General features: G+C 62.8%; 13 protein-coding genes. 9 read left to right on the top strand and 4 right to left on the bottom strand.

Annotated features, from left to right (window positions below; all coding sequences use genetic code 11):
* Positions 1–28 precede the first annotated feature (28 nt).
* Positions 29–349, top strand: a complete 321-nt coding sequence (locus KYT97_RS23480; protein WP_219110755.1) for a DUF4333 domain-containing protein — start codon at positions 29–31, stop codon at positions 347–349.
* Between the two features lie 55 nt (positions 350–404).
* On the opposite strand, the gene KYT97_RS23475 is transcribed toward KYT97_RS23480, so the two are convergent.
* The 4 genes from KYT97_RS23475 to KYT97_RS23460 form a co-directional block, all read right to left on the bottom strand.
* On the bottom strand, positions 405–1553 hold the full coding sequence (locus KYT97_RS23475) for an acetyl-CoA C-acetyltransferase (protein WP_033232400.1): 1149 nt from the start codon (positions 1551–1553) through the stop codon (positions 405–407).
* A gap of 11 nt (positions 1554–1564) precedes the next feature.
* Entirely contained in the window at positions 1565–2221 is a 657-nt protein-coding gene (locus KYT97_RS23470) for a TetR/AcrR family transcriptional regulator (RefSeq protein ID WP_045068555.1), read from the bottom strand.
* Positions 2222–2295: 74 nt separating this feature from the next.
* Positions 2296–3108, bottom strand: coding sequence for an SDR family oxidoreductase (locus tag KYT97_RS23465; RefSeq protein ID WP_033232401.1), 813 nt, complete (start codon positions 3106–3108; stop codon positions 2296–2298).
* Positions 3109–4338: an acyl-CoA dehydrogenase family protein gene (locus KYT97_RS23460; RefSeq protein ID WP_033232403.1), complete on the bottom strand. Its 1230-nt coding sequence runs from the start codon at positions 4336–4338 to the stop codon at positions 3109–3111.
* Between the two features lie 55 nt (positions 4339–4393).
* On the opposite strand from KYT97_RS23460, the gene KYT97_RS23455 reads away from it, so the two are divergent.
* The 8 genes from KYT97_RS23455 (at position 4394) to KYT97_RS23420 (ending at position 13049) form a co-directional block, all read left to right on the top strand.
* Entirely contained in the window at positions 4394–5935 is a 1542-nt protein-coding gene (locus KYT97_RS23455) for a FadD3 family acyl-CoA ligase (protein WP_219110754.1), read from the top strand.
* The gene (locus KYT97_RS23450) at positions 5932–6804 is read left to right on the top strand and encodes an enoyl-CoA hydratase (protein WP_033232406.1); all 873 of its coding nucleotides are present in this window, start codon (positions 5932–5934) and stop codon (positions 6802–6804) included. The genes KYT97_RS23455 and KYT97_RS23450 overlap by 4 nt, the downstream gene beginning before the upstream one ends.
* Complete coding sequence (locus KYT97_RS23445; RefSeq protein ID WP_033232408.1) at positions 6804–7964, top strand: acyl-CoA dehydrogenase family protein; 1161 nt, start codon at positions 6804–6806, stop codon at positions 7962–7964. The genes KYT97_RS23450 and KYT97_RS23445 overlap by 1 nt, the downstream gene beginning before the upstream one ends.
* Positions 7961–8926, top strand: coding sequence for an acyl-CoA dehydrogenase family protein (locus KYT97_RS23440; protein WP_219110753.1), 966 nt, complete (start codon positions 7961–7963; stop codon positions 8924–8926). Before KYT97_RS23445 ends, KYT97_RS23440 begins: the two co-directional genes overlap by 4 nt.
* On the top strand, positions 8923–9975 hold the full coding sequence (locus tag KYT97_RS23435; protein ID WP_219110752.1) for an acyl-CoA dehydrogenase family protein: 1053 nt from the start codon (positions 8923–8925) through the stop codon (positions 9973–9975). The genes KYT97_RS23440 and KYT97_RS23435 overlap by 4 nt, the downstream gene beginning before the upstream one ends.
* 424 nt (positions 9976–10399) lie before the next feature.
* Positions 10400–11164 carry an SDR family NAD(P)-dependent oxidoreductase gene (locus tag KYT97_RS23430; protein WP_219110751.1) on the top strand — a complete coding sequence of 255 codons (765 nt, stop codon included), beginning with the start codon at positions 10400–10402 and terminating at the stop codon, positions 11162–11164.
* A 122-nt stretch (positions 11165–11286) separates the two neighbouring features.
* A complete protein-coding gene (locus tag KYT97_RS23425; RefSeq protein WP_219110750.1) occupies positions 11287–11952 on the top strand; it encodes a hypothetical protein in 666 nt (221 codons plus the stop codon).
* Positions 11953–12167: 215 nt separating this feature from the next.
* Positions 12168–13049 (top strand): alpha/beta fold hydrolase, encoded by an 882-nt coding sequence (locus KYT97_RS23420; RefSeq protein ID WP_219110749.1) that lies wholly within the window; start codon positions 12168–12170, stop codon positions 13047–13049.
* Positions 13050–13074: the final 25 nt, after the last annotated feature.

The following is a 13074-nucleotide window of genomic DNA, read 5'->3' as shown; positions in this document are numbered from 1 at the left end:
TGGAACCGCGCTCACCTGGGAGAACACAGTGAAGAGAAATTACCTTGTTGCGGCAATCTGCGTAGCTGCCGCACTGGCTTCCGGCGCGTGCTCGGCATCGGTCAGCGTCGGCGAGAAGCAGGTACCTGCCGACAAGGTCGCAGCCCAGATGTCCAGCCAGCTTGCAGCGACTGTCGGTAGGGCACCCGACGACGTCACCTGCCCAGAAGGACTCGACGCGGAGGTCGGTGCGACCGTCGTGTGCGCCTTGACCGACCAGGGCACCGAATACGACGTGACGGGAACTGTGACCAGCGTCGACGGCGACAACGTCAAGTTCGACGTGCAGGTGGCGGATACCCCGAACTAACTGCTGTGCGCCGTTGTTAACCGCGGGCGGTTAACAACGGCGCACAGCAGATTTGTCAGAGACGCTCGATAATCGTCACATTTGCGGTGCCGCCACCCTCGCAGATGGTGAGCAGGCCGTAGCGTCCACCGGTGCGCTCGAGCTCGTTGAGCAGCGTTGCCATCAGCTTGGTGCCGGTGGCGCCGAGCGGGTGACCGAGGGCAATTGCGCCACCGTTGACGTTGACCTTGGCCGGATCCGCGCCGATTTCCTTGATCCACGCGAGGACAACGGGAGCAAAGGCTTCGTTGATCTCGACGATGTCGATGTCCTCGATGGTCAGCCCCGTCTTCTCCAGCGCATGCTGCGTTGCCGGAATGGGCGCGCTGAGCATGAAGATGGGGTCGTCACCGCGGGCGCTGAGGTGATGAATCCGGGCGCGGGGCTTGAGACCGTGCTTCTTGACGGCTTCTTCCGACGCCAGGAGCAGTGCGCTCGCTCCGTCCGAGATCTGGCTTGCGACAGCAGCTGTCATCCGGCCGTCTTCGACGAGGACGTTGAGCGACGCCATCTTCTCGAGGCTGGTCTCACGGGGGCCTTCGTCGACGGTCGCGTCGCCCATGGTGACGATCTCGTTGTCGAAACGGCCTGCTGCGATGGCGGCCTTGGCGCGCTCATGGCTCTGCAGTGCCCACTTCTCGAGGTCTTCGCGGCTGACATCCCACTTCTCGGCGATCATCTCTGCGCCCTTGAACTGCGACACTTCCTGGTCGCCGTAGCGCTCGGTCCAGCCGACGGAACCGGAAGAGGGAGTGTCGAATCCGTACTGCTGGCCGACGATCATGGCTGCCGAGATCGGGATCTGGCTCATGTTCTGCACGCCACCGGCGATGATCAGGTCTGCGGTGCCGGAGAGGATTGCCTGCGCACCGAAGTGGACGGCCTGCTGGCTGGAACCACACTGACGGTCCACCGTCACACCCGGAACGTGCTGGGGCAATCCTGCTGCGAGCCAAGACATGCGGGCGATGTTGCCGGCCTGGCCACCGATGGCGTCGACGCAACCGAAGATGACGTCGTCGACCTCTGCCGGATCGATGCCGGTGCGCTCGACAACCGCCTTGATGACGTGTGCGCCCAAATCGATGGGGTGCACTCCCGACAGTGCGCCGCCGCGCTTACCGATCGGGGTGCGGATAGCATCGACGATGTAAACCTCGGACATGATCTTTACTCCTAGTTCGATAGTGCAGCAGTAGTTTTGGGTGCGGCAGCTGCCGCAGACGGATCAGAGAGTCCGTCGAGAACAATTGCGAGGTACTGAGCTGCAACGGTGTGCGCGGTCAATGTGCCACCCGGCCGATACCAACGCACGGCAACCCAGACGGTGTCGCGCATGAAGCGGAAGACCAGTTCGATATTGAGATCGGAGCGGAAACTTCCGTCGGCGACCCCCGCCTCGAGCACTCCCACCCACAGGTCCCGGAACTCGGTGTTGCGTTCGACCAGGTACGAGAATCGCTCGTTGGCTACCAGGTGCTTGACCTCGTCCTGATAGATCGCGACGGCCGAATGCGACGCATCGATCGCTTCGTACGACGTGACGATCAGCGCTTCGAGCGTTGCCCGACTGTCAAGACCTGCAGCCACGATCTCGCGGTACTTGCCGAACAAGTCGTCGAGGAACTGGTGCAGAATCTCGTCGACCATCGACTCCTTGGAATCGAAATGGTGATAGAGACTGCCCGACAGTATCCCGGCTGCATCGGCAATATCGCGTACCGTCGTCGCCCGTACTCCGCGGTCGGCAAACAGGCCGGCTGCGATCGCGAGAAGTTCGTCGCGGCGACCGGATTTTCCTGCAGTGTCGTCGGAATTTCGGGATGGCGTCATGATTTCAATCCTATCCAGGGCTTCACTGTGCGCCGCTCTGGTAGTCGGTGCTACCAGAAAGGCGCACGGCAGGCCTACGCCCTCTGCGAAGAAACAGAAACGATCTCACCAGTCATGTATGTCGTGTAGTCGCTCGCCAGCATCGCGATCACCGAAGCGATTTCCCACACCTCGGCCGCGCGGCCGTAAGCCTCACCCGACGCCAACTGGTCCAGCAGTTCTTCGCTGGTGACCTTTGCCAGGAAGGCATGGCGGGCGATGGACGGCGAGACGGCGTTGATGCGGACGCCGTACTCGGCAGCCTCGATCGCACTGCAACGCGTCAGGGCCATGACGCCGGCCTTGGCCGCTGCGTAATGGGCCTGCGAATGCTGTGCACGCCAGCCGAGAACCGATGCGTTGTTGACGAGAACACCGCCGTGCTCGACGCTCTTGAAGTAGCGCAGTGCGGCGCGCGTCGCACGGAACGTGCTGTTGAGGGTGATGTCGATGACACGATCCCACTGGTCATCGGTCATGTCGACGACCGGTGTTTCCCCGCCGAGGCCTGCATTGTTGACCACGATGTCGATGCGACCCAGCTTCTCGGCTGCGCCGTCGAAGAGTGCGTCGACCTGTGCGGTACTGGAGACGTCGCAGATGATCGATTCGACCTGCTGGCCGGGGAATTCGGCCTTCAACTTCTCGACGGTCTCGCCGAGACGACGCTCGTGGAAGTCGGAGACGAGGACGTCGCCGCCTTCCATCAGGACACGACGCGCGGTCGAGAAACCGATACCCGTTCCCGCGGCGGCGGTGATGACGGCCTTCTTGCCCTTCAGCAATCCGTGGCCCGGAGTTTCCTCCGGCGCTACGGACAAGGGCGAAACCACTGTGGAGTCAGACATTTAGCGAGCCTCTCGGGGAAGACCGAGCACACGCTCGGAAATGATGTTGCGCTGAATTTCGTTGGAGCCGCCGTAGATCGTGTCGGCGCGAGTGAAGAGGAACAGTCGCTGCCACTCGTCCAACTCGAGATGTTCGGGATCGGTGATGTCCGATGGCTGGCCTTCGGAATTCTCCCACGGTGCGACCAACGACGACGCACCTTGGACGTCCATCGAGAGCTGCCCGAGGTCGCGATGCCAGTTGGCCCACAACAGTTTTGCGACGGATGCTTCGCCGCCACCGGTTCCGGCGTCGACCGCGTCGAGAGTACGCATAGCGTGGGCGCGCATGACGCGTAGCCCGACCCATGCGCGGGCGATCTTCTCGCGGATGTGCGGATCCTGGTCGCTGCCATTGGCTTTCGCCAGGTTTACGACGCCTTGAAGTTCGCGGGCGAACCCGATCTGCTGACCGAGTGTTGACACACCACGCTCGAAAGTGAGCAGGCCCATGGCAATCTTCCAGCCTTCGCCCGGTTCGCCGACCACGAGGTCTGCGTCCGTGACGGCGTCGTCGAAGAAGACCTCGTTGAATTCGGAGGTGCCGGTGAGCTGCTGGATGGGACGCACGGTCACACCGGGCTGATCCAAGGGCACCAGCAGGAAGCTCAGGCCCTGGTGACGCTTGGATCCGACCTCGGTGCGGCACACGACAAAGCACCACTGCGCAACGTGCGCGAGCGACGTCCACACTTTCTGGCCGTTGATGATCCACTTGCCGTCTTCGAGACGGGCCGTCGTCGAGACGTTGGCAAGGTCGGAGCCGGCTCCAGGCTCGGAGTACCCCTGCGCCCACAGCTCGCTGACCGTGTTGATGCCCGGAAGGAAGCGACGCTTCTGCTCGTCGGTTCCGTAAGCGATCAGGGTCGGACCGAGAAGTTCCTCGCCGATGTGACTGACGCGTGCCGGGGCACCCGACTTCGCGTACTCCTGATGAAAGACAACCTGCTGGGAGATGGTCGCTCCGCGGCCACCGAACTCCTTCGGCCATCCAAGGCACGTCCAGCCCGCGGCCGCGAGATGCTTGTCCCACTCGAGGCGTTGCTCGAAGAACTCATGCTCGCTGCCCGGTCCGCCCTTACCCTTGAGCTGGGCAAATTTGCCGGTCAGGTTCTCTGCCAGCCACTGCGAAACTTCTGCCGCAAACTCGTCGTCGGTCATCTGCCCGTCCGGGCTCTCGCTCTGGTCCACATATGTAAGATAACCTACCAAGCACTTGCTAGGTAGCGTGTCAGGTAGGAGTCCAGTGACCGATCAACCGAGAACCATCCCATCAGCCCTTATCAGGGCCGCCGAGGAGTTCGGTGAGCTCGCGGCAATTGCCGATGGCGACACCCGACTGACCTTTGCACAGTTGCACCAGCGTGTTCGTGATTTTGCGGGCGCACTGATCACACGTGGAGTGAAGGCAGGCGACCGTGTTGTCATCTGGGCGCCCAACACCCACCACTGGGTGATTGCGCTTATGGGCGCGCAGTACGCCGGAGCAGCAATTATCCCGATCAACACCAGATACACGGGCACCGAGGCACTCGACATCGTCGAGCGCGTCGACGCGGCTGCCCTGGTAGTCGTCGGCAAGTTCCTCAAGGCCGATCGATACCAGCAGTTGCTCGACGCTAATCCCGACCTGTCGATTCCGACTGTGATCCGCGTACCGGTAGACGGCGACGACGCTCGCGACGGCGTCATCGAGTTCGAGGACTTCCTCGCCCTCGCGACGGACGACACCCGCACCGAAGCCGACGCTCGGGCTACAGCGGTGACGCCCGACGATGTCAGTGACATCCTCTTCACCTCCGGTACGACGGGTCGCAGCAAGGGCGCCATCAGCGCTCATCGCCAGTCGATCGGTGTCGCACAGGCCTGGGGAGATAATGCCGAGGTAACTGCCGATGACAACTTCCTGATCATCAGCCCCTTCTTCCATACCTTCGGATACAAGGCCGGAATTCTGGTCTGCCTCCTCAACGGCGCGACCATCGTGCCGGTGTCCGTCTTCAACATCGACGAGACCCTGTCACTGATCAACCGTGAGAAGGTCAGCATCCTCCCGGGCGCGCCGACGATCTACCAGACGATCCTCGATCACCCTCGCCGCGGCGAGTACGACCTCTCGTCGCTGCGCATCGCCATCACGGGCGCCGCACCGGTTCCCGTCGCGTTGGTCGAGCGCATGCAAAGCGAACTGTTCGACGCAGTCCTCACCGCCTACGGCCTGACCGAAGCAGTGGTGGCCACCATGTGCCGCACCGACGACGACCCGGTCACGGTGTCCACGAGCTCGGGCCGCGCGACGGCTGATTTCGAGGTCAAGATCGGCGACCAGGGCGAGATCCTGCTTCGCGGACCGAACGTCATGCTCGGATATCTCGACGATCCCGAGTCCACAGCCAAGGCCGTCGACGCCGACGGTTGGCTGCACACCGGAGACGTCGGAACCCTCGACGAGCGTGGATATCTCGACATCACCGACCGTCTCAAGGACATGTACGTCAGCGGTGGCTTCAATGTCTACCCCGCCGAGATCGAAGGAATGCTGGCTCGCCTGCCCGGTGTCCACGAATCGGCTGCCATCGGCATTCCCGATCACCGGATGGGTGAGGTGGGCCGTGTCTACATCGCTCAGCTCGACGGTGCCGGACTGACCGAAGAATCCGTCATCGCTTTCCTCAAGGAGAAGATCGCCGGATTCAAGGTGCCGCGCGAAGTGCGCTTCGTCGATCACCTCCCGCGTAATCCCTCCGGCAAGGTCCTCAAAACAGTTCTGCGCGAGGAACAGTCATGACCGTTCCTTTCGAAGCCGATGTCGTGACCTACGAGGTCCGCGGCACTGTGGCCGTCGTGACCCTGAACCGTCCCGACTACCGCAATGCCCAGAACTCGGTAGTGACGTACGCACTCGACGCCGCTTTCCAGCGCGCTGTCGACGACGACGACGTCAAAGTCATCGTCCTGGCAGGCAACGGCCCGCACTTCAGTGCGGGACACGACCTGGGAACTCCGGGCCGCGACCATCACGTCGAGTACGAGAACAAAGCCGCCATGTGGTGGGATCACGTCGACAAGCCCGGTGGTGACCAACGTTTCGCGCGCGAGATGGAGGTGTACCTGGGAATGTGCCGCCGGTGGCGGGAGATCCCCAAACCCACCATCGCCATGGTCCAGGGCGCCTGCATCGCGGGCGGCCTGATGCTCGCGTGGGTCTGCGACATGATCGTCGCCGCCGACGACGCGTTCTTCTCCGATCCCGTTGTCCGCATGGGCATCCCCGGTGTGGAGTACTTTGCCCATCCGTGGATGGTGGGCTCGAGATTTGCAAAGGAAATGCTCTTCACCGGCGATCGATTCACCGCGCAACGTGCCTACGAAATCGGCATGGTCAACCGCGTTGTTTCCCGCGACGATCTCGAGAAGGAGACGTTTGCACTTGCCGAACGCATCTCCGAGATGCCGCGCTTCGGATTGGCACTCACCAAGAAGGCCGTCAACCAGTGTGAGGATCAGATGGGGATGCGTAACGGCATCGATTCCGTCTTCGGTCTGCATCACTTCGCTCACGCTCACAACGCCGAGGTAGGCAAAGACTCGCTTGGTGGTCTCGACGCCAAAGCTATGGCTGCCAGTGCTCGCACACCGCAGGAAGGAACAAACTAGTGGATCTCGTATTCGACGACGCCACAACCGCATTCCGTGACGAGGTCCGCTCGTTCCTGGAGGCGAATGTGCCCGCCACTCCCCTGAAGTCGATGGATACCGCCGAGGGCTTCGAAGAGCACCGTCAGTGGGAGCACACTCTCGCCGACGCCGGCTACGCCGTTGTCTCGTGGCCCAAGGAACTCGGCGGACGCGACGCGTCACTGCTCGAGTGGGTCATCTTCGAGGAGGAGTACTACCGCTCGGGTGCACCCGGACGCGTGAGCCAGAACGGCATCTTCCTGCTGGCTCCCACACTTTTCGAACATGCAAACGCCGAGCAGCTGGCACGCATCATGCCGCGCATGGCACGCGCCGACGACATCTGGGCACAGGCCTGGTCCGAACCCGAGTCCGGTTCCGACCTCGCCAGCCTGCGTTCGAGCGCGAAGAAGGTCGACGGCGGCTGGCTGCTCAACGGCCAGAAGACGTGGAGCTCACGCGCCAGCTACGCGGACTGGGGCTTCGGCCTGTTCCGCTCCGATCCGGATGCACAGCGTCACAAGGGCATTACCTACTTCATGTTCGACCTCCGTTCGCCCGGCGTCACCGTGCGTCCGATCGATCAGCTCGACGGTGAGCCCGGCTTCGCCGAGATCTTCCTCGAAGACGTCTTTGTTCCCGACGACCCGGCCAACCCGGGTGAGTCCGGTGTGATCGGCAGCGTCAACGAAGGATGGCGCGTCGCGATGAGCACCGCCAGCAACGAGCGTGGCCTCTCGCTGCGTAGCCCCGGCCGCTTCCTCGCGACCGTCGACCGCCTTCTCGAGCTGTACAAGGCCAGCGGACGCACGGACGACAGCGCTCTGCGCAATCAGGTCGCCGACGCCTGGATCGGCGCTCGCGCCTACCAGCTCAACACGTTCGGGACCGTCACCCGTCTCGCCGACGGTGGACAACTCGGTGCCGAGTCCTCGATCAACAAGGTCTTCTGGTCCGAGTGGGACATCGCTACCCACGAGACCGCCCTCGAACTGCAGGGCCCCGAAGCTGAACTGGCCGACAACTGGATGGACGGATACCTGTTCTCCCTGTCCGGCCCGATCTACGCAGGCACCAACGAGATTCAGAAAAATGTCATCGCTGAGCGTCTGCTCGGCCTACCTAAGGCGGACCGATGAGATTCGCGCTCGACTCCTCCCACCAGGACTTCGCTGCGAGCATCGATGCGTTGCTCACCAAGTCCGACATGCCCGCCGTCATCCGATCCTGGAACGACGGTGACACCGCACCAGGCAAGAAGCTGTGGCAGCGCCTCGCCGAGACCGGCGTCAACGGACTTGTCATCGCCGAAGAGCATGACGGCCTGGGCGCCGACGCCGTCGACCTGGTTGTTGCTCTCGAGCAGCTCGGTCGCCATGCGGTACCTGGCCCGGTCGTCGAAACCATCGCAGTAGCACCGACTCTGCTGGCTTCTGTTGCACCCGAGCGCCTCTCCGCTCTTGCCGAAGGTTCGCTCGCCACGGTCGCAGCTCCCCCGCACACACCGTTTGCGCTCGATGCCAACTCTGTTGACCTGGTTCTGCTGGCACAGGACGGCGAAGTCAGCCTCGGCGTTCCCGGCGAAGCCAAGGCGTCGGTTGACCTCTCGCGCAAGCTCTTCGAGGTATCCGCCGGCGAGTCGCTCGGCTCCGCCGACTTCTCCGCCGCATTCGACATGGGCGCCCTCGCCACTGCTGCTCAGCTTCAGGGCCTCGGGCAGACTCTCCTCGAGGTCACCACCGAATACGCAAAGCAGCGCAAGCAGTTCGGCAAGGTCATCGGACAGTTCCAGGCCATGAAGCACCACCTGGCCGAGGTTGCCGTCGCTCTCGAAATGGCTCGCCCGCTCCTGCACGGCGCCGCGCTGTCGGTGCGCGATCAGTCGGCCGATGCCTCGCGTGACATCTCCGCTGCCAAGGTTGCCTGCGGCGATGCTGCCTACAAGGCCGCTCGCGTCGGACTCCAGGTTCACGGCGCCATCGGCTACACGATGGAACACGACCTCTCGCTGTGGCTCACCAAGGTACGAGCATTGCTTACCGCGTGGGGCACTCCGTCCGAGCACCGCGCCCGGGTCGTCGCATCCCTGGTTGCGTCATGAGCATCGACACCGAAGACCAGGCAGCATTGCGCGCGTCGGTACGCGATCTCCTGAGCAAGCATTCAGACTCAGCTTCCGTCCGCGCCGCCATCACCACGGACAACGGTTACGACGCCGCGCTGTGGAGCAAGCTGTGCGAGCAGATCGGCGTCGCCGCACTGGCGATTCCCGAGGAGTTCGACGGCGTCGGAGCAAGCTTGGCGGAAGTTCATGTGGTCCAGGAAGAACTCGGACGCACGCTGACGCCGTCGCCGATGCTTGGTTCCGCGATTCTCTCTGCGCAGGCCCTGTTGCTCTCGGGCGATGCCGACGCCTGCTCGCGTCTACTCCCCGGCGTTGCTGCCGGCGAAAGCACACTTGCACTGTGCTGGGCGGGTGCGAGCGGCTGGGATTCCTTCGGAGTCTCCGCCACTGAAGACGCGTTGAACGGCACCGCTGCCTATGTCCTCGACGGACACGTCGCCGACACCTTACTGGTGCTGACGGCCGACGGCTTCTACGAAGTCGATCCCGAGGCCGAGGGTGTTTCCCGCCGACGCGTCCCCACCATGGACCCAACGCGCACGCTCTCGGAGGTCACGTTCTCCGGTGTTCGCGGGCGGCCTCTCGCATGGTCTGCGGATCTGGCCGATCGCATCCGAACGGTTGTCCTGATTGCACTGTCCGCCGAACAGGTGGGTGCTGCCGCAGCCATCGTCGAACAGACGGTGGAATACACGAAGTCTCGCAAACAGTTCGGTCGCGCAATCGGGTCCTTCCAGGCCCTCAAGCACCGGATGGCCGACATGTACACGCTGGTCGAGACGGCACGGTCCATGACCTACGCCGCGGTGGCCACACAGTCAGCCGGTGACGCAGCAATCGCCAAGGTGTACTGCTCCGAGGCCTTCCAGCAGATCACCTCCGAAGCCGTTCAGTTGCACGGCGGAATCGCCATCACCTGGGAACACGACGCTCAGCTGTACTTCAAGCGCGCGCACAGCAGCGCGCAGTTGTTCGGCCAGCCGAGTGCATACCTGCCCGAGTTGGCAACGGCCGCAGGTCTGTAGCAACTACATCCGAAAGCCCCCTCGGCCTCGCAAAGGCCGAGGGGGCTTTTGTGTCGAGCACACAGCACGATCACGTTACGAAGTTGCATCTTTCGCCCTAACGCTCGCCGAAGACCTCGCAGCAGGAATACGGTCAAAGAGCTTTGGCGTCAAACTCGCTCCACCCGTGACTCATGGCGGTTGGGGAATGCATGGTCGGCGAGCAGGATTCCTCCTTTCATCTCGCGGTGACCCGACCAGCGCCGCGCTACGTACAGCCTTGCGCTGTACACACATCCGGCTGTGGCATGCTCGACTGCCACGTGTTCGCTCAGCGTTACCGGTCACCTGTTCGCTCAATGGGATAACCCCTGGTTTCGAGCTTTTCTTCTCCGGAGAATCAAAAGTAGCAGCGCCGTTTTCTTCCACAGACCGGAGATTTTTCATGAACCGATTCGACAACAAGCGCATCCTCATCAGCGGTGCCGGGTCCGGCATCGGGCAAGCCACGGTGGCTCGAATCCTGGAGGAAGGCGGCACCGTCGTTGCCGCGGATATTTCCGAAGCAGGACTCGAACTCACTCGAGCCGCAGCAGCTGCCGCCGGCCATGGCGACCGCCTCACCGTCGTCACCGTCGACATCTCGAAAGAGGACTCCGTTCGGCAACAGATCGGTTCTGCGATCACGGCACTCGGTGGTTTGGACGTCCTCGTCAATGCCGCTGGAATTCTGCGCTCCGAACGCACCCACGAGATGTCGCTCGACTTCTGGAACACCGTCATCGGCGTCAACCTCACCGGTACCTTTCTCATGACACGCGAGGCGCTTCCCGCTCTGCTGGAAAGCGGCAACGGTGTTGTCGTCAACTTCAGTTCCACCTCCGCGACGTTTGCCCACCCCTACATGGCTGCCTATGCGGCATCCAAGGGCGGTATCCAATCCTTCACGCATGCACTTGCTCTCGAATACAGCAAGCAGGGACTGCGTGCCGTTGCCGTCGCGCCAGGAAGCATCGCGTCGGGAATGACGTCCGACCCCGGATTCCCCGCCGACATCGACTACACGTTGCTCGGCAAGCTGCTACCGGCCATCGGTGACGGTTTTGCTCCCCCGTCCGCGGTGGCAGGGGTGATCGCGATGCTCGCATCCGACGACGGCTCATTTGTGACCGGGACAGAAATCCGCATCGATGGCGGCACGCATATGTGATCGCCTACTGTGCGCCTTTACCAACCGTCCGCGGTTAGTAAGGCGCACAGCGCGAGGCGGCATACTTGTCCGAGAGTCCCCTGGAACCCGTCCGGCGGTACGAACTTCGGTGGGAGCGCGCGATGAGTGAACAGACAGACACTACGAATCTCGAACCCGTATTGATCAGTCCTGTCGTCAGTGGAATGATCCGCACCTGGTCCGAGGACGAGACCCGTCTGTGGAGCATCGACAATCCCGAAGGTCTTGCCGAGCTGCTCGGTCGTGGACGAATCGCCCGTACCATGATGCCGGACAACAGATCTCGAGAAATTGCCTTCCTGGACGCACAGTCTGGCACCCTGTCGGTGCAACCGCGCTTCGCCTCTTCCGACAACGCCGAAGCCGCCGGATCGTTCCAACTCGGCGAACCCATCCCCGTCGACGGAGATCCGTGGGACGAACTCGAGCTGGCACTCGCACACGTTGCTCTCTCCGCTGCGGCGCGCAGCGAATTCTGGCTGGTAGAACAGGGTGGTTGGGACGCTCCAGCGCAGCCGCATTGTCTGTTTGCCGTGATCAGCGAGGACGGCGCAGCCAATGCCGTCATGGAGGCAGCACCCGCACCCGCCGATACCGGCGTCTGGCCTGAGGTTCCCAGCGCTCAACCAGGGGTTTCCGTCGCGGCGCCGGCGTCGCAGGAGACCATCGAAGCGGCAGGCATCTTCGCCACAACAGCCATCCAGACGTGGAACGTCCATCCCTGGGATGTTGCTCTGACCTTCGGAAAGCTCGAGGATTTTGCCTGATCCGCAGCCAAGTGAGTTCTACGTCTCCCGCCGCAACAGCAATCGCGGTTCGTCACAACACCCGGTATGACCACGACAGGACGACCTGCAATGGGCATACTGAGGGAACTGGGGTAACTCCCGGTCACAAATACCGTGAATCCGCGTCGGGGCGGAGATGCGGCCCTCACAACACGCGAGCGCTGGACAAACCGGCCGCTCCGAAAGGCTCAACCATGGCAACCGATCAATTGCAGACCGTTGTACTGCACGGTGACCAGCTGAAATACGTCGACCAGGGCAAAGGCCCCGTTGTCGTCCTGATCCACGGCCTTCTCGGCTCACATACCAATTGGGAACCGCAGATCGAGACGCTGTCGCGGCGCTACCGCGTCATCGCACCCGACCTGTTCGGGCACGGAGCGTCCGACAAGCCGGCCGGCGACTACTCCCTGAGTGCCCACGCCGCGACCGTGCGCGATCTCCTGGAAGCACTCGACATCCCCTCCGCCACGTTGGTCGGCCACTCCCTCGGCGGCGGTGTTGCCATGCAAGCCATGTATCTGTTCCCCGACCGCGTCGAGCGCCTGTGCCTGGTGGCCAGCGGTGGCCTGGGCCCCGAAGTCAGCCCACTCCTTCGGGCCGCAACCTTGCCCGGCAGCGAACTGGTTCTTCCCGTCCTGGCGTCCAAGACGCTGACCGACGTCACCGACAAAGCTCTCGAACTGTTCAACAAGATCGGGCTGTTCAAATTGGGTGCCAGCGCCAGTGAAGCTCGCAAGAGCCTTGCGACGGTATCCGACGCCGCAACCCGGCAGGCTTTCCTTGCCACTGCCCGCTCGGTGATCAATTACCAGGGCCAAACAGTCGCCGCAACACCACATTTCGCGAAGTTCCAGAACTTGCAGGCACTCTTGGTCTGGGGCGCCGAAGACACCATCATCCCCAACGCGCACACCGAGAACGCCCGCGCCGAACTACCCCTGGGTCGGGTCGAGATCTTCCCCCGCGCAGGACATTTCCCGCACCTGGACTACCCGGACCGGTTCGATCGCGTATTCACGGAGTTCATGACGGATTGTGGTGTGGGATTCGGACCGAAAGCCGTCACGGGCTGAAATTGCCGCCGCGCCTCGCGTCCAC

The sequence above is a fragment of the Rhodococcus globerulus genome (assembly GCF_019334125.1).
GTDB lineage: Bacteria > Actinomycetota > Actinomycetes > Mycobacteriales > Mycobacteriaceae > Rhodococcus_F > Rhodococcus_F globerula.
The sequence above is the reverse complement of the archived record's forward strand: the minus strand, read 5'-3'. Positions and strand labels throughout refer to the sequence as shown.